Annotated in this window: 17 protein-coding genes, 1 tRNA gene and 1 pseudogene; 11 read left to right on the top strand and 8 right to left on the bottom strand. The window is 72.7% G+C overall.

Features of this window, described 5'->3' with window-relative positions:
- Positions 1 to 110 precede the first annotated feature (110 nt).
- The gene (locus ACE1OC_RS07310) at positions 111 to 1,253 is read right to left on the bottom strand and encodes a hypothetical protein (protein WP_407836295.1); all 1,143 of its coding nucleotides are present in this window, start codon (positions 1,251 to 1,253) and stop codon (positions 111 to 113) included.
- A 38-nt stretch (positions 1,254 to 1,291) separates the two neighbouring features.
- On the bottom strand, positions 1,292 to 2,365 hold the full coding sequence (locus ACE1OC_RS07305; RefSeq protein ID WP_407836294.1) for a hypothetical protein: 1,074 nt from the start codon (positions 2,363 to 2,365) through the stop codon (positions 1,292 to 1,294).
- A 552-nt stretch (positions 2,366 to 2,917) separates the two neighbouring features.
- On the opposite strand from ACE1OC_RS07305, the gene ACE1OC_RS07300 reads away from it, so the two are divergent.
- From ACE1OC_RS07300 to ACE1OC_RS07275, 6 genes are all read left to right on the top strand, one after another.
- A complete protein-coding gene (locus tag ACE1OC_RS07300; RefSeq protein ID WP_407836293.1) occupies positions 2,918 to 4,600 on the top strand; it encodes a sensor histidine kinase in 1,683 nt (560 codons plus the stop codon).
- 38 nt (positions 4,601 to 4,638) lie between these two features.
- Positions 4,639 to 5,070: a roadblock/LC7 domain-containing protein gene (locus ACE1OC_RS07295; RefSeq protein ID WP_274550476.1), complete on the top strand. Its 432-nt coding sequence runs from the start codon at positions 4,639 to 4,641 to the stop codon at positions 5,068 to 5,070.
- Complete coding sequence (locus tag ACE1OC_RS07290; protein WP_266962160.1) at positions 5,067 to 5,486, top strand: DUF742 domain-containing protein; 420 nt, start codon at positions 5,067 to 5,069, stop codon at positions 5,484 to 5,486. The genes ACE1OC_RS07295 and ACE1OC_RS07290 overlap by 4 nt, the downstream gene beginning before the upstream one ends.
- A complete protein-coding gene (locus ACE1OC_RS07285) occupies positions 5,464 to 6,069 on the top strand; it encodes a GTP-binding protein (RefSeq protein WP_407836292.1) in 606 nt (201 codons plus the stop codon). Before ACE1OC_RS07290 ends, ACE1OC_RS07285 begins: the two co-directional genes overlap by 23 nt.
- Before the next feature lie 43 nt (positions 6,070 to 6,112).
- Positions 6,113 to 6,664, top strand: coding sequence for a GAF domain-containing protein (locus tag ACE1OC_RS07280; protein WP_407836291.1), 552 nt, complete (start codon positions 6,113 to 6,115; stop codon positions 6,662 to 6,664).
- A gap of 69 nt (positions 6,665 to 6,733) precedes the next feature.
- Complete coding sequence (locus ACE1OC_RS07275; RefSeq protein ID WP_407836290.1) at positions 6,734 to 7,162, top strand: MmcQ/YjbR family DNA-binding protein; 429 nt, start codon at positions 6,734 to 6,736, stop codon at positions 7,160 to 7,162.
- Here the strand turns inward: ACE1OC_RS07275 and ACE1OC_RS07270 are convergent.
- Positions 7,149 to 8,048, bottom strand: coding sequence for a transketolase family protein (locus tag ACE1OC_RS07270; protein ID WP_407836289.1), 900 nt, complete (start codon positions 8,046 to 8,048; stop codon positions 7,149 to 7,151). The two genes, ACE1OC_RS07275 and ACE1OC_RS07270, sit on opposite strands and share 14 nt — an antisense overlap.
- Before the next feature lie 41 nt (positions 8,049 to 8,089).
- Entirely contained in the window at positions 8,090 to 8,794 is a 705-nt protein-coding gene (locus tag ACE1OC_RS07265; protein ID WP_407836288.1) for a transketolase, read from the bottom strand.
- A gap of 200 nt (positions 8,795 to 8,994) precedes the next feature.
- On the opposite strand from ACE1OC_RS07265, the gene ACE1OC_RS07260 reads away from it, so the two are divergent.
- A tRNA-Pro gene (locus tag ACE1OC_RS07260) sits at positions 8,995 to 9,068 on the top strand.
- 78 nt (positions 9,069 to 9,146) lie between these two features.
- Here the strand turns inward: ACE1OC_RS07260 and ACE1OC_RS07255 are convergent.
- Positions 9,147 to 9,650: a MarR family winged helix-turn-helix transcriptional regulator gene (locus tag ACE1OC_RS07255; RefSeq protein WP_407836287.1), complete on the bottom strand. Its 504-nt coding sequence runs from the start codon at positions 9,648 to 9,650 to the stop codon at positions 9,147 to 9,149.
- Positions 9,651 to 9,820: 170 nt separating this feature from the next.
- Between ACE1OC_RS07255 and ACE1OC_RS07250 the strand changes: the two genes are divergently transcribed.
- The gene (locus ACE1OC_RS07250; RefSeq protein ID WP_407836286.1) at positions 9,821 to 10,951 is read left to right on the top strand and encodes an NADH:flavin oxidoreductase; all 1,131 of its coding nucleotides are present in this window, start codon (positions 9,821 to 9,823) and stop codon (positions 10,949 to 10,951) included.
- Here the strand turns inward: ACE1OC_RS07250 and ACE1OC_RS07245 are convergent.
- A complete protein-coding gene (locus tag ACE1OC_RS07245; protein WP_407836285.1) occupies positions 10,941 to 11,804 on the bottom strand; it encodes a class I SAM-dependent methyltransferase in 864 nt (287 codons plus the stop codon). The two genes, ACE1OC_RS07250 and ACE1OC_RS07245, sit on opposite strands and share 11 nt — an antisense overlap.
- 70 nt (positions 11,805 to 11,874) lie before the next feature.
- Between ACE1OC_RS07245 and ACE1OC_RS07240 the strand changes: the two genes are divergently transcribed.
- From ACE1OC_RS07240 to ACE1OC_RS07230, 3 genes are all read left to right on the top strand, one after another.
- Positions 11,875 to 12,516, top strand: coding sequence for a helix-turn-helix transcriptional regulator (locus ACE1OC_RS07240; protein WP_407836284.1), 642 nt, complete (start codon positions 11,875 to 11,877; stop codon positions 12,514 to 12,516).
- Between the two features lie 140 nt (positions 12,517 to 12,656).
- The gene (locus tag ACE1OC_RS07235) at positions 12,657 to 14,033 is read left to right on the top strand and encodes an FAD-binding oxidoreductase (RefSeq protein ID WP_407836283.1); all 1,377 of its coding nucleotides are present in this window, start codon (positions 12,657 to 12,659) and stop codon (positions 14,031 to 14,033) included.
- Between the two features lie 85 nt (positions 14,034 to 14,118).
- Entirely contained in the window at positions 14,119 to 14,853 is a 735-nt protein-coding gene (locus tag ACE1OC_RS07230) for a class I SAM-dependent methyltransferase (protein WP_407836282.1), read from the top strand.
- 3 nt (positions 14,854 to 14,856) lie between these two features.
- On the opposite strand, the pseudogene ACE1OC_RS07225 reads toward ACE1OC_RS07230, so the two are convergent.
- A pseudogene (locus ACE1OC_RS07225) lies at positions 14,857 to 15,141 on the bottom strand (hypothetical protein); the annotation flags it as partial.
- Positions 15,142 to 15,164: 23 nt separating this feature from the next.
- Positions 15,165 to 15,740, bottom strand: a complete 576-nt coding sequence (locus ACE1OC_RS07220; RefSeq protein WP_407836281.1) for an RNA polymerase sigma factor — start codon at positions 15,738 to 15,740, stop codon at positions 15,165 to 15,167.
- Positions 15,741 to 15,889 lie beyond the last annotated feature (149 nt).

The following is a 15,889-nucleotide window of genomic DNA, read 5'->3' as shown; positions in this document are numbered from 1 at the left end:
CCGTAGGCCTGTAGGCGCTCAAGCCTGGAACGTGGAGCGGAGCGGGACCTCCCGGGTCGGGAGGTCCCGCTCCGCGGTGTTGTCGGGGGCGCCGCCGGAGGCCGGGGGAGTTACTGCCGGTGGCCGCGGTTCATGGTCAGGCAGAGTGCCCAGACGTCGGTGTACGTGTCCGGCGAGGGCGATCCCCCGGCATGGATGTTGGCCGTCCAGGAGGCGGCCGTGGTGGATCCGTTGCCGACCGGGTTGCCGTCGGAGCCGCTGGGGAAGCTCCCGTTGAGGTGGGTGCCGCCCGAGCCGGCCTTGGTGAAGCCCTTCGTCGTCACGTCGCCTCCGCTGGCGGCGGCACCGCCGCTGATCAGGAGGCTCTTGTCGCCCTGCCCTCCGTGACGGCCGCGCCCGTGCCGGTCCTGTCCGTCGTCGTCGGCGCAGCCGATGGTCGCCGTCCGGCCGGTACCGGGTCCCGTCGGGCCGGTCACCTCGCGGAAGTGGACCTCGGTGGTCATGCCGCTGACGTTGACGCGGTCGCCGGTGCAGATCGCGTAGGCGAACGTCGTGTTGCCGTTGTTGCCGTGTCCGCCGCCGATCCCCCCGACCGCGGTCCAGGAGTCGGGATTGACCTCGCCTTCGGCAGCGGGCTTGCGGCCGAAGTCGTGAGCGGCGTCGTTGAAGGTCGGGAAGCTGCCGATCGGCTTGAGGCTGCCGACGCTGGCGGGAGTGTTGCGCACACCGCCGCCGAGCAGCATCGTGCCGACGGGGCAGGTCGCCACGACCACCTCGGACGACTGCGGGGCGGTGGGCCCGGCCTTCTGGTACATGACGACCTGGGTGTGCCTGATCCGCGGGGTGGAGAGGCAGACCGCGTACGCGGTGGTGGAGAAGGCGGGGCCGGCGTTGCCCCCGCTGCCGCCGAACGCGAGCCAGTGCCGGACGTCGGTGCCGACCACGCCGGGCGACTCGGTGTACTCGGTGAGGCCGTCGGGGCTGGGAGCCATGCCCAGCACGTGGTTGCCGTTGCGGGTGCTCTCGGTGCCGATCGTCTGGTTGACCCCGCCGCCGGAGACGAGTCCGTCGGCGCAGTCGGCGCGGGACGAGACGCCGGTGAAGGTGGTCGCGGGGCCCATGGTGGCTTCGGGGACCGTCACGGTGACGCCCGCGACGTCGGCGTAGGCGATGTCAGGGACCGCCAGGGCGATCAGGGCGCCTGGGACCAGCGCCTTCGCCAGGATGGAACGGCGCAGGGACTTCTTGTTCATCGGTCGTCCGTCTTTCTGGTGGAGGTGGCGCCGGGGACTCAGACGCCGTCGTCGGCGCAGAGCGCCCAGACGTCGGTCTTGCTGTTCGGTGAGGACGCGCCACCGGTGTGGGTGAAGGCCGTCCAGGACGCCGCCGTGGTGGCCCCGTCACTCACGGGATCGGCGCTCGAGTCGCTGGGGTAGCTGCCGTTGAGGTGGTCGCCGCCCGAGGCCGGTCCCGTGAAATTGGTGGTGGCGACGTTGCCCCCGCTCATGGCGGCGCCCCCGCTGACCAGCTTCCCGTCCCCGCCACCGCAGGTGACCGTGGCCTTCAGGCCCGTGCTGCCGGCGGTCGGGCCGCTCACCTCGCTGAAGCGGACCTTCACGTTGACACCGCTGACGTTGATGCCGTTCCCGCTGCAGATCGCGTAGGCGAAGGTCTGGTTGGCGGCGTTGTTGTTGTTGTCCCACCCGACGGCGGACCAGGAGTCGGGGTTGGTCTCCCCGTCGGCCGCGGCCTTCGCGCCGTAGCCGTGCGCGGAGTCGTTGAAGGTGGGGAAGCTCGCGATCGGCTTGAAGGAGCCGGTGTCGCCGGGGGTCGTGCGGGCCCCGCCGCCGAGCAGGCGGGTGCTGGCCGGGCAGGTCGCCGTGACCAGGCCCACCGTCGAGCCGGTGGTGGGCGCGCTCACCTTGTTCATGACGACCTGGGTGTGGTTGATCAGGTTGCTGGTGAAGCACATCGCGTAGGGGGTGCTGGAGAAGCCGGCGTTCACCTGGCCCCCGCTTCCGCCGATGCCGAGCCAGTGCGTCACGTCGGTTGCGACGCCCCCGGTGGAGCCGAGGTACTCGGCGCTGCCGTTGGAGCTGGGCGAGGTGTCGTTGACGTGGTTGCCGTTCACCGCCCCGGTGCCGAGGGCCTGGTTGATCCCGCCACCGGAGATCAGGCCGCTCGAACAGTCGGCGCGGGTGGATATCTCGGAGCTGGAGGAGGAGGGGCCGCTGGTGGCCCCGGGGGTCTTCACGGTTACGCCCACGGTGTTGGCGTAGGCGGATCCCGGTACGGCCAGGGCCAGTACGGCGCCCAGGAGCAGCGCCCTGCCCGCGGCGAAGCGGCGCGGAAGTCCTGCGGTCATGTGGATCTCTCCATGGGATAGGCGATGGGCTGGGCCGGTGCGCACGGGCGTCGTCGATGCGGAGCTGTCACGGCATCACCACGGCTGCCTGCCTCGCGGATGTACGCCGCTCAGGGGCAGACCAGGGGTACGGACCGGCCATTTGGCCGCTCTTGCGTGAGCGGCGCATGCGGACTCTAGCAGCCCTTTAGGGCTGCATCTACATAGGAGAATTGCGGATTCAGGCAGCAGGTGCCGAGGTCGAGTGTGTGACCGCCGGGTAGTCGGGCGTCCGGGGCGCGGTCGGTGGGGCGCGGTCGGTGGGGCGGGAGAGGCGCGAGGTGCGGGCGGGGGCTCCGGGGGGACGGCGCGTGCCCGTCGGGAGCCGGGGAGTGCGCGCTCCCGGCGCATTCGGGCTGTCGTGCGAGCGCTCCATCGGGAGCGGGAAGCACCCGGGCGAAGTTCCCCAACTGGCCGTCCTGGGGCCGAGCGTGCGGTCTAGCGTGGGTATCCGGTGATCAACACCGGACCCCGGGAAGCCCGGGGGCCGGGCCCCACCTACCGAGGACGCCGATGTCCGGACTCCGCGCCGCCCGCCACGCCCCGTCGAGACATGCCGTCACCGGTCCCGGTCGGCAGATACGGCCCCAGTTGATCCGCGCCGCCCTGCTGCCCACGCTCGCCGCCGGGCTCAGCGGCGCCGCCGCGGTGATCTTCGCGCTCCAGCTCGGCGGCGGCGCGGGCGCCCGCGACCCCCGGCTGTGGCCGGTGCTCAGCGGCTGCGCCCTGCTCTTCGCGGGCGCGCTCGCGGCCGCCCTGCTCGGGGCCCAGCGCGCGGCCAAGACCGTGCGCGACCGCTGCGAGGCGCTGCGCCGCTCCAGCGTCCGCGGGCGCCAGGAGCTGCACACCGCCGCCGACCGGCTGGAGCGCGGGGAGCTGCCCGCACGCCCGGTGCGTACCGGGCCGGCCGCGCCGTCCTTCGGCCCCGAGACGGCGGGAGTCGACGAGTTCTGGCTGCTCGCCCAGGAACTGCGCGGCGCCCGCGAACAGGCCCACGCGACCCTGGTCCGGCTCGGCGGCCCCGTCACGCCCTCCGACAGCGACCGCAAGGTCGAGGTCTTCGTCAACCTCGCGCGCCGCCTCCAGTCCCTCGTACACCGCGAGATCTCGCTGCTGGACGACCTGGAGGACACGGTCGAGGACCCGGACCTGCTCAAGGAGCTCTTCCACGTCGACCACCTCGCCACCCGGATCCGGCGCCACGCGGAGAACCTCGCGGTGCTCGGCGGAGCGGCCTCGCGCCGCCAGTGGACCCGGCCCGTCGACCTGAGCGAGGTGCTGCGCTCCTCGGTCGCGGAGGTCGAGCAGTACACCCGGGTCAAGGTGGTGCCCCCCGCGGGTGGTTCCGTACGCGGCCACGCCGTCGCCGACGTCGTGCACCTGCTGGCCGAACTCGTCGAGAACGCCACCGTGTTCTCGGCTCCCGACACCGATGTCGTGGTGCGCGCGGAGCGGGTCACGGCCGGGATCGCGGTCGAGGTGGAGGACCGGGGCCTCGGCATGCCGCCCGAGGAGGCGCACCGGATGAACGCCCTGCTCGGCGACCCCGACCAGATCAGCGTCCGGCATCTGCTGGCCGACGGGCGGATCGGCCTGTTCGTCGTCTCGGCGCTGGCCCGCAGGCACGGGATCGCCGTCGAGCTCAAGTCGAACATCTACGGCGGCGTGCTCGCCGTACTGGTCCTGCCCCAGGAGCTGTTGGGGGCCGAGGCGCCGAGCGCGGCCGACGCCCTGGGCGGCTCCCGGGCCACCTCCTGGGGGACCGGTGAGGGAGCGGGGGCGAGCGCGGGGGCGAGCGCGCCGCGGCTGGAGCCGGTACGGGTGCCCCTGCCCGGTCCGGAGCCCTCCGGAGCCCCGCCGGTGGTGGCGTCCGCGGTCACGGTCGCGGCCCCTGCGGTCGCGGCACCGGCCGTCGCGGCACCGGCCGTCGCCGCACCGGCCGTCGCGGCGCCGGTGAGGACCGTGGCGGCGCCGGTCGCGACGCCGCTCTCCGCCGTACCGGCCGCCCGGGACGGCGGAGAGCGGCCGCCGCTGCCCCGCCGTCGGGCCCAGGAGCACCTCGCGCCCCAGTTGCGCGAGGCCCCCGTGCCCAGCCCGGCCGGTGCCGCGGGCGCGGAGCGGCCCGTGCACGACCCCGGCCTGATGGCCGCCTTCCAACGAGGCTTCGGCCTCGCACAGTCGGAGCACCAGACGTGACCCCGGCCTCTCACCCGACAGCTAAGGAGCGCACCCCCATGGGCGGCGAAGTGGCGACCACGACCAGTCGGCTCTCGGACCTCGACTGGCTGCTCAGCGGCCTGGTCCAGCGCGTGCCGTACACGCGCAGCGCGGTCCTGTTGACCGCCGACGGGCTCGTCACCTGCGTGCACGGGCTCGACGCCGACAGCGCCGACCACCTGGCGGCCCTCGCCTCCGGGCTGTACGCGCTGGGCCGCAGCGCCGGGTCCCGGTTCGCGGAGGGCGCCGAGGTCCGGCAGGTGGTGGTCGAGCTCGACAGCGCCCTGGTCTTCGTCTCGGCGGCCGGATCCGGCACCTGCCTGGCCGTACTGGCCGACCGGGAGGCCGACGCGGGCGTACTCGGCTACGAGATGGCCATGCTGGTCAAGAGCGTCCGCCCGTACCTGGCAGCCCCGCCGCGGCGGCCCGCCGCCGACGTGGAGCGATGAGGGCCCGTGCGAGGGGGGCAACGGCACCGGGGGGACCGCGCGATGCGCCGTGGCTGGACGATTCGGCGGGCCGGGTCATCCGCCCGTACACCGCGAGCGGCGGGCGGACCCGGCCGTCCGTCGCCCTCGACCTGCTGTCGCTGGTGACGGCCACCGGAGTGCGTCCGCGCGCGCCGCTCGGCGCCGAGCACGCCCTCGCGCTCCGGCTGTGCGCCGGCTCGGCCGGGGTCACCGTCGCCGAGGTGGCGGGACACCTGAGGCTGCCGGCGGTGGTGGTCAAGGTCGTCCTCGGCGACCTGATGGAACACGGGGCCGTGACGGTCCGGGCGCCGTGCTTCCCCACCGGCGGATCCTTCGCCGACGACGACCAGTCCCTGCTCCGGGCGGTGCTCGATGGCCTGCGCAAACGGCTCTGAGCCGGCCGCCCGCGGATCCTCCGCGACCTTGAAGGTCCTGGTCGCGGGTGGGTTCGGGGCGGGCAAGACCACCTTCGTGGGCGCGGTCAGCGAGATCGAGCCGCTGAGCACGGAGGAGCTGCTGAGCGGGCTGAGCGAGGCCGCCGACCCGCTCGACGGGGTCGAGGCGAAGACGACCACGACCGTGGCGCTGGACTTCGGCCGGATCACCCTGGACGAGCGGCACGTGCTCTACCTCTTCGGCACCCCCGGCCAGCAGCGCTTCTGGTTCCTCTGGGAGGAGCTGTGCGCGGGCGCGCTGGGGGCCGTGGTGCTCGCCGACACGCGCCGCCTCGCCGACTGCTTCCCCGCCGTGGACTTCTTCGAGCGGCGGGGGATCGGCTTCGTCGTCGCCGTCAACGAGTTCGCCGGCGGGCACCGCTACGCCCCCGACGAGGTCCGGGACGCCATGGGGCTCGGCCCCGAGGTGCCCGTCGTGCGCTGCGACGCACGCCTGCCGAGCTCCGGAACGGGGGTGCTGGCATCCCTGGTCCACCACTTGCTCCATCCGAATGACTCCATCCGAAGTTCATGCCGTCCATGAGGTCCGCGCGGCGCGCGGAGTGACGTGATGTGGGGGAGAGACCATGACGTACTACGAATCGACCGGACACCTGCTGCTCACACCGGTGGACCGGGAGGCGCCCGCACGCGTGCTGAGACTGCGTGAACTGGGCCTGGGGGAGCGGGTGGACGGGGAGCTGGACGCGTTCGCGCGGCGGGTCGCGGACGAGCTCGGGGCGCCGTACGCCGGTGTCAACTTCATCAGCGAGGAACGGCAGTTCTTCGCCGGCCTGCACCACGCGCCCGACGCACCGGCGAGCGGCTATCCGGCGCGGGCGCTCCCCCGGGACCACGGGTACTGCCCCCACGTGGTGGTCCGGCGGCGCGCGCTGGTGCTGGAGGACGTACGGGACTTCGCGCGCTTCGCGGGCAACGCCGTCGTGGACGAGAGCGGGGTGCGGTCCTACGCGGGCGCGCCGCTGACCGACCGGCGCGGGATCGTCCTGGGGACGGTGTGCGCGGTGGACGTGGTGCCGCGGCGGTGGGGACTGGCGGGGCTCGCGACGGTGAAGGCGCTGGCGGCGGAGCTGGTGGAGCTGGTGCACGCCCGGGAGGACCTCGCGGCCCGGGGGTGAATGTCAGTGCCCGGGTCTACGGTCGGAGACGGAGGACGGCACCGGAACGGACCGGAGAGGAGTCGGGGGATGGCCATGACGGCGGAGGACGTCCGGAAGATCGCGCTGTCGCTCCCGGGCAGCAGCGAGAAGCTCGCCTGGGGCATGCCCACCTTCAGGGTGGGCGGGGCCGACGGGAAGGACGGGGAGGCGGGGAAGGGCGGCAAGGGCGGGAAGATCTTCGCAGCGCTCGCCGACGACGACACCTCGATCGGGGTGAAGTGTCCCCGGGAGGACCGCGAGGAGCTGATCGCGGCGGAGCCGGAGAAGTTCTTCATACGGCCCGGCCACGACGACAACTACGCGTGGCTGCGGGTCCGGCTGGCGGCGGTGGAGGACGCGGCGGAGCTGCGCTCGATCCTGACCGACTCCTGGCGCCAGGCCGCCCCCAAGCGCCTGGCGGCGGCCCATCCGGAGCTGGACCGCCCCGGGTCGAAGGGGCCCGTCACCGCCGGGTGAAGGCTGCGATCCGGGCGCGCAGCGCGGCCGGATCGAGTCCGTGGGCCGCCGTGTGCTCGTCGATCGTGCCGTAGCGGCGCAGCTCGGCCCGGCCGACCCCGAGGCCGAGCACCCGGTGCGGGACCGCTTCGAGCGCCTGGTTCGCGGCAGCCGTGGAGGTCCCGGCGAGATAGGGCTCGACCAGCACCACGTCGGCCGGCCCGTGCCCGACGGCGGCCCGCAGCGCCGCGTCGTCGAAGGGCCGTACGGTCGGCGCGTACAGCACGCTCACGTCCGTGCCCTCGGTCGCGGCGAGGACGTTGTCGAGCAGGGGCCCGACGGCGACGACGACGCCTGCCCGGCCCTCCCGTACGGTCTGGAAGCCCGGGCCCGTCACGGGGCGGGCCGCCGTGTTCGACTGCTCGGAGAGCCGGACGTAGACCTTGTCGTCCCCGGCGGCGTAGGCGTGGCGCAGCAGCGCCTCGGCCTCGTCCGGGTGGCCCGGGACGTGTACGGTCCAGCCGTCCAGGGTGTCCAGCAGGGCCACGTCGCCCGGCGCCATGTGGGTGAACCCGCCGGCCGGCCAGTCGTAGCTCGCGCTCGCGCTGACGAGTACCCCGCCCGTGCCCTGGTGCCCGAAGTCGAGCTTGACCTGCTCGAAGGGCCGCTCCACGAGGAAGCTGGCGAAGGTGTGCACCACCGGACGCAGCCCCGTGAGGGCCAGGCCGCCGCCCACGCCGACCAGCAACTGTTCGCGGATGCCCACGTTGATCACCCGGTCGGGATGGCGGTCCTGGGCGGGCCGGAAGCCGTCCATGGTGATCTCGGCCAGCACGACGGCCAGCCGGGGATCCTCGTCGAGTGCACGCGATGTGACCGAGATGAACCGTTCGCGCATGGTGTCCATGTCTCCCCCTCGGAGGCGGCTAGTGCTTCGGTGGTGCTTCTTCAGTGCTTCTTCTCGACCCGGGCGACCACGGCGTGCGGTCGGCCCGGGTGAGGTGCGGTGTACGCCCTGTGCAGCGCCGCGTGGTCCCGGCCGTCCACGGTGACCGCCGACCAGCCGGCGGCCTCGAAACGGGAGGCGATGCCGCCCCGCCAGCCGTGGGTCGCGGAGTCGTTGTCGATCACAATCGTGTGCAGTCGTTCCAGACCGGCCGAGCCGGCGTACGCGATCGCCTCGTGGTTGCTTCCCTCGTCCAGCTCGGCGTCCCCGATCAGCACCCACACGGCCGGTTCGGTGAGCCCTTGGGCCCGCAGCCCGAGGGCGCTCCCGACGGCGAGCGGCAGCCCGTGCCCGAGCGAGCCGCTGCCGATCTCCACTCCGGGGATCAAGGTGCGGTCCGGGTGGTGCCCGAGGGGCGAGTCGTACGCGCCGAACCCGCTGAGCCAGCCGACCGGGAAGAACCCCTTGGCGGCGAGGACGGCGTAGTACGCCATCGGCCCGTGCCCCTTCGACAGCAGGAACCGGTCCCGCCCCGGATCCCCGGCGCCGGCGGGCCCGACCCGCAGGACCCGGTCGTAGAGCACCCATAGCGCGTCGAGCGTGGAGGTGGCGGCGGGGCCGTGCTTCTCGGCTCCGGTCATGAGGGCCATGAGCTCGCCCAGGTCTTCGTGGCGGAACCTGGCATCCGCGGCTGCTGTCCGTGTCATGCACCGATCGTGCAACCTCAAGCCCGCTTGAGGTCAACCACCACCCGCCCGTCCCCTGCCACGTCCTCGCACCGGCCTCATCCGGCCCTCGTTCCGCCCTCGTGCCGCCACGGAGGAGAAAGGTGCGCGCGAGCACCTCCGGAAGTGCGGTATCGTTCTCCTGCGCGTTCAACCAGGGGAAACTCCAGGTCAACGGGCATCGGGACGTGGCGCAGCTTGGTAGCGCACTTGACTGGGGGTCAAGGGGTCGCAGGTTCAAATCCTGTCGTCCCGACTTTGCTTCATGCAGGTCGGAGGTCGTCTTCTCAGAAATGAGAAGGCGACTTTTCGTGCGTCCGGGGCCGTGGAGCTCTTACGGTGCGGGAGTCGCGGGGGCGCCGTCTTCCTCCGTGCGCGGCCAGTGGCGTCCTTCGAGGGCCTCGGCGCTGCGATTGAGGCGGACCAGGGCGTCCTCGAGCTGCCGTACTTCCTCGGGGGACCAATTGGCGACCACCCGGGCCAGGCAGGACTGGTTGACCCCTCGGTCCTCGGCGAGCCGGCGCCCGCCTTCCTCCGTGATGCGCAGCTTGCGGGCCATGCCGCCGTCCGGGTCCGGGACGCGCTCGGCCAGTCCGCAGCGCAGCAGTGCGGCGGTTTGGCGGTTCACGGTCGAGGTGTCGAGTCCGAATGCCTCCGACAACTGCCCGATGGACATGGGGCCTTGCGTGTCGATCCGGCTGAGCAGCACGTACGCCGACCGTTCCAGCCGCTCGGGGTCGCGCTCGCGCCGGGCCAGCACCTGGTGTCGCGAGAGGAGCATCAGCTCCCGCTCCAGTTTTTCCAGCACTGCGCCTCCCCGCTCCTTCGGACGCCCCATTGTCGCGGACCGGTGGACCCGGGGGCCGGTGACCCCCGCGGCTCGGCCCGAGTGGGCCGCGGCCGCCCTCGGGCCGGACGCCGCAACCCTGCAATATGCATGATACATAGCCTGTGTACTATGCACTTCTCGTCGTCCCGACGAGCCACAGCTCAACCCGGAGGACCCGCATGACCGTGACCACGTCCACCGCCTCCCGCGCGGCCGAGATCCTTTCCCGGCCCGTCCAGCTGAACGGCCTGACCGTCCCCAACCGCATCGCCATGGCGCCGATGACGCGGCAGTTCTCCCCCGGCGGCGTGCCCGGCGAGGACGTGCTGGCCTACTACGCCAGCCGGGCCGCCGCGGGCGTGGGCCTGATCGTCACCGAGGGCACCTACGTCGGTCACGACTCCGCCGGGCAGAGCGACCGAGTGCCGCGGTTCCACGGCGAGGAGCAGCTGGCCGGGTGGGCGAAGGTCGCCGCGGCCGTGCACGAGTCGGGCGGCACGATCGTCCCTCAGCTGTGGCACATAGGCATGGTGCGCAAGCAGGGCGAGGCGCCGTACCCCGACGCCCCCGCCGTGGGGCCCTCCGGCATCCGCGTCGACGGCACCGAGGGGACCGGCAAGGCGATGACCCGCGCCGACCTCGACGACGTCATCGGCGCGTTCGCCGACGCCGCGGCGGAGGCCGAGCGGATCGGCTTCGACGGTGTCGAACTGCACGGCGCCCACGGCTACCTGATCGACCAGTTCCTGTGGGAGCGGACCAACCGCCGCACCGACGCCTACGGCGGCGACGCGGTGGCCCGTACGAAGTTCGCCGAGGAGGTCGTGGCCGCGGTCCGCGAGCGCGTCGCGGCCGACTTCCCGGTGATCTTCCGCTACTCCCAGTGGAAGCAGGAGGCCTACGACGGGCGGCTCGCGCACACCCCGGAGGAGCTGGAGGCCATCCTGGCCCCGCTGGCGGCGGCCGGTGTCGACGCGTTCCACGCCTCCACCCGGCGCTACTGGCTCCCGGAGTTCGAGGGCTCGGACCTGAACCTCGCGGGCTGGACCAAGAAGCTCACCGGCCGGCCGACCATCACCGTGGGCTCGGTCGGCCTCGACGGCGACTTCCTCCGCGCTTTCGCCGGCGAAGGCGCGGCGCTCGGCGACATCGACAACCTCCTGGACCGCATGGAACGGGACGAGTTCGACATGGTCGCCGTCGGCCGGGCGCTGCTCCAGGACCCGCAGTGGGCGGCGAAGGTCCTCGGCAACCGCTTCGACGAGCTGAAGCCGTACGACGCGGCGGCGCTCAAGTCGCTCAGCCGGTAGCCGGCGGCCGGGTCGCTCGGATGATCCAGGTCGCCGAGGCGTAGCGGACGCCGTCGGAGGTTTCGTGGGCCGTGAGCGTGGCTCGCAGGTCGTCGACGGCGCGCCGCCGGCCCTCGCCGTCGAGTCCCTCGAGCATCCAGCCGAGCATGCCGAGGAGGAACCGCTCCGCGTCGGCGGAGTCCTCGCCGAACCACATCGTCTCGCTGTGGGGTTCCAGCCGGATGCCGGTGAAGCCGGCGGCCTCGAGGACGCTCCGGACCCGCTCCGGGTCCGCGAGCGCGAACGGCCCGGGAGCGTCGGGTGGGGGCGTGGGCAGCGGGCGTCCGGCGGCCAGGGCCCGGGTGAACGAGAGGAACCACTCGTTGTCCGCCGCGGCCTGCCAGACCAGTTGGACCAGGCGCCCGCCGGGTCGCAGCGCGCCCGCGATGTTGCGGAAGGCGGCGACCGGGTCGGCGAAGAACATCGTCCCGCTGCGGCTGACGGCCACGTCGAACGCCGCGGAGGGGAAGGGGTGGACCTGGGCGTCGGCCTGGACGAAGTCGGCGTTGCGCAGTCCTTCGGCCGCCGCACGCTCCCGTGCCACCCGCAGCATCTCCGCGGACAGGTCCACGCCCATGGCCCGGCCGCCGCTTGCCCGTCGAGCGGCCTCGCGCGTGGTCTCGCCGGTGCCGCAGCCGATGTCCAGCACCCGGTCGGCGGCGGAAATGCCGGCGGCCGCGAGGAGGTGCGGGTGGTGGGCGCGTATCGCCCGGTCGTACCGATCGGCGTGCTCCGCCCAGTACGCGCCCTCATGGCCGTCCCAGGCGCGGGCCTGTTCGGCGTTGGCGGGATCGACCCGAAGCGTGCTGATCATGACCATCACCGCCTATGCTGGCAAAATAGTCCCAAAGGGACTATTTCCGGAATACGCCTCGAGGCTGGCGATGTCAATGGGCCCGGCGCTCACCACCACGTCGTACGCGATCCTCGGCCTGCTCTCGGTCCGGCCCTGGAGCACCTACGAGCTCGCACAGCAGATGGACCGGAGCCTGGGCCGCATCTGGCCCCGGGCCCAGAGCAAGCTGTACGAGGAGCCGAAGAAGCTCGTCCGCCACGGCCTGGCCGAGGCGACGCGAGAAGCGGTCGGACGGCGGCCGCGCACCGTCTACAGCATCACCGCCGAGGGGCGGCGCGCGCTGGCCGACTGGCTGCCCGAGCCGAGCGCCGGGCCGGTCCTGGAGTCCGAACAGCTCCTGAAGGTGTTCTTCGCGGACTCCGGTACCAGGGCCGACACCTTGGCCACCCTCCGCGGTGCCCGGGCCTGGGCCGAAGAGCGCAACCAGGACAACGCCGCGACCGCGCGCGCCCATCTCGCCGGCGAGGCCCCGTTCCCGGAACGGGCCGCCCAGACACTGCTCGTCGGCCGCTTCCTCACCGACTACTACCGACTCGTCGGCACCTGGGCCGAGTGGGCGACCGCCATCGTCGAGCAGTGGCCCGAGGATCCCGCGGACGCCGCCCCCGACCCCGAGGAGCTGGCCGAGGTCCTCCGGCGAGCGAGCTGGAGCGCCACGGACAGGGCCTGAGCGGTGCCATGGACAGGGCCTGAGCGGTTCGGATTGCCGCTCCACCCATTCGGCGTAGCGTGAATTGAGGGCCTATCCACTGGCGGACAGCCCCGGGCTCGCCGGAGGTCACTCCGTCCCGGGCCGGGGAAAGAGGAGCGATGGCCATGGGCAACCTCACGGTGGACCAGCTGAGTCAACGGGTGCGCGGCACCGTCGTCACTCCGGGGGACGAGGACTACGACGAAGCCCGCAAGGTCTACAACGCCATGATCGACAGACGGCCGGCCGTCGTCGTGCGCTGCGCCAACGCGGGCGACGTCATGGCGGCCGTCGACTACGCCCGGGAGAACGGGCTCGACCTGGCGGTCAGGGGCGGCGGGCACAGTGTGCCCGGCTTCGGCACCTGCGACGACGGCGTGGTCGCCGACCTGTCCGCGATGCGCGGCGTCCGCGTCGACCCCGTACGGCGGACGGCGCGCGCCGAGGGCGGCGCGACCTGGGGCGACTTCAACGCGGCCACCCACGCCTTCGGCCTGGCGACGACCGGTGGGATCATCTCCACCACCGGCGTCGGCGGCCTCACCCTGGGCGGCGGCATCGGCTACCTCGACCGCGGACTCGGCCTGAGCTGCGACAACCTGATCTCGGCCGACGTGGTCACGGCGGACGGACAGCTCGTCGTGGCGAGCGAGCAGGAACACGAGGACCTCTTCTGGGCGCTGCGCGGCGGTGGCGGCAATTTCGGCGCCGTGACCTCCCTCGAATTCCGGCTCAGCCCCGTCAAGGACATCTACGGCGGGCCGATCCTCTACGAACTGGACAGCGCCGGCACCGTGCTGCGCGCCTTCCGGGACTTCATCGCCGACGCGCCGGAGCAGCTCGGCGGGTTCCCGGCCTTCCAGATCGCCCCGCCGCTGCCGTTCATCCCGGAGGACCGGCACGGCGACACCTTCGTCCTGATCGTGTCGTGCTGGGCAGGCCCGACGGAGGAGGGCGAGCGAGCCCTCCAGCCCTTCCACGACTTCGCCCCGGTGGTCGCGGAGCACGTCGGCGTCATGCCGTATCCCGCGCTGAACAGTGCCTTCGACGCACTGGTGCCGCCCGGCCTCCAGCACTACTGGAAGGCCAACTTCGTGACGGAGCTGACTGACGAGGCGATCGAGGCGCACCTGGTGCACGGCGCCCGCGTGCCCGCCGTCAACTCGACGGTCCACATCTACCCGATCAACGGCGCCTGCCACCGCGTCGCCCCGGACGCCACGGCCTTCGCCTACCGGGACGCCTCCTTCGCCACCGTCATCGCGGGCATGTGGCCGGACCCCGCCGACAACGAGGCCAACACCGCCTGGGTCCGCGACTACTACGAGGCCACGGCCCCACACTCGGAAGAGGGCGGCTACGTCAACTTCATGGCGGACGACGACCAGGAGCGCATCCGCGCCAACTACAAGGGCAATTACGACCGCTTGGTCCAGGTCAAGGGCACGTACGACCCGGGCAACCTCTTCCACCTGAACCAGAACATCAAGCCCTAGCGGACCGGTGGCGGTGGCGGTGGGCGCCACGGTGTGGGGCGAAGGGGAAGCCTACGAGCCGTACGTCGGGCGGTGGAGCCGGCAGGTGGCAGCGGAGTGCGTCCGGCGGCTGGACGTCGCGCCGGGCGGCGACTGGCGGGACATCGGCTGCGGCACGGGCGCCGTCACGCAGGCCGTCCTGGACGTGGCGGACCCCGAGCGGGTGGTGGGAGCCGACCCGTCGGACGCCTACGTCCGGTACGCCCGGCGGCACGTCACGGATGCCCGCGCCCGGTTCGTACGCGCCGACGCGATGGGGCTGCCGTTCCCGGACGGCCGGGCGTCGGCGGCGGTCAGCGGCCTGGTCCTCAACTTCGTCCCCGTCCCCGAGCGGGCCGTCGCCGAGATGGCCCGCATCGTGCGCCCCGGCGGCACGGTCGCCGCGTACCTCTGGGACTACACCCAGGGAGGCATGGAGCTCATCCGTCACTTCTGGGAGGCCGCCGTCTCCCTGGATGCGGGCAGCCGGGAGCTCGACGAGGCCGTCCGCTTCCCGTGGTGCGCGCCCGGGCCGCTGGAGGAGCTGCTGCGGTCGGCCGGAATGGCGGACGTGGAGGTCGACGAGATCAGGATCCGCACAGGCTTCAGGGACTTCGACGACTACTGGGCCCCGTTCCTGGGCGGCCAAGGGCCCGCGCCGTCGTACCTCGCCTCACTGCCGCCGAAGCGGCACGATGCCCTGCGCGAGCTGCTGCGCGCTCGGCTGCCCGTCGAGGCCGACGGGTCGATCGCGCTGACCGCCCGCGCCTGGAACGGCCGGGGGAGACGTCCGGCCCGCTGACGGGGTGAGGGTGCAGACGCCGTCCGTGCACCGGCGCTCCAGGCGGCCGCGCGAGATGGTCTGCGCCAGGCCGACCATCCAGCACGTCGGGCAGCCCCGGAAGGCGACGAGGGCCAAGGGGGCGGCCAGCAGGGCGACCGGGCCCACGACGGGCACCAGGGCGATCGAGCCGACGATCAGCCCGAAACCGAGGGCGCCGCGCGCCAGATGGCGCGGGACGGACGCGCTGGCGAAGTTCGGCCCGGGCGCCGCGGACGGTACGGGCTTCACGGTGTGCGTGGCGTGCATGGTGTTCCTGGTCTTCACGGTGTTCACCGTCGTGAGTCTCCTTCGGCTACTGGGGGGTCGATCGCCGTCAAGGTGTGGCGCAGGGCTGCGCGCGCCCGGTGCAGCCGCGATTTCATCGCGGCGGTGCTCAGACCGAGCGCATCGGCGACGGCCTTGCCCGGCAGGCCCTGGACGTCCCGCAGGATCAGGACCTGGCGCTGGTCACGGGGAAGGGCGCCGACCGCGGCCGCGATCCGCTCCGCCTCCAGCCTGCGCAGCACGGCGTCCTCTGCGGACGGGTCCGCCGACTCCGGGCCGGCCGGTGTTTCGTCGCTCCGCGCGAGGAGCAGCCGTACCTGCCGCAGGCACTCGTTGCGCACGATCCGGAACATCCACGAGGCGAGGGCGCCGGTGGCCCGCAGGGTGCCGATCTTCCGGTAGAGGATGATCAGTGCTTCCTGCGCCGCGTCCTCCGCGTCCTGGGGCGAGGCGCAGAGCGAGAGGGCGAACCTGCGCACATGAGGCTGCGATTCCATGACGACGGTGGTGAGCGAGGCGACGTCGCCGTCCTGAGCGGCCTTGATCAGCCGATCGTCCGGCCAGGGGAAACGTTGGTTCATGTGCTGCTCATTCCGGAAGGTTTCCTACGGCAGGGTCTGCGGGGTCTGGTCAGGCTCGGCTCTTGTACCGCCGCACCAGGTGCCAGCTGCACGCGCCCACGAGCAGGGCTCCGATCACTACGAGACCGGTGATCATCATGGTTTCTCCT

The organism is Streptomyces stoeckheimensis, assembly GCF_045822005.1.
Classification (GTDB): Bacteria; Actinomycetota; Actinomycetes; order Streptomycetales; family Streptomycetaceae; genus Streptomyces; species Streptomyces stoeckheimensis.
Note: the sequence above shows the minus strand (reverse complement) of the source record. Positions and strands in the feature narration are given on the sequence as shown.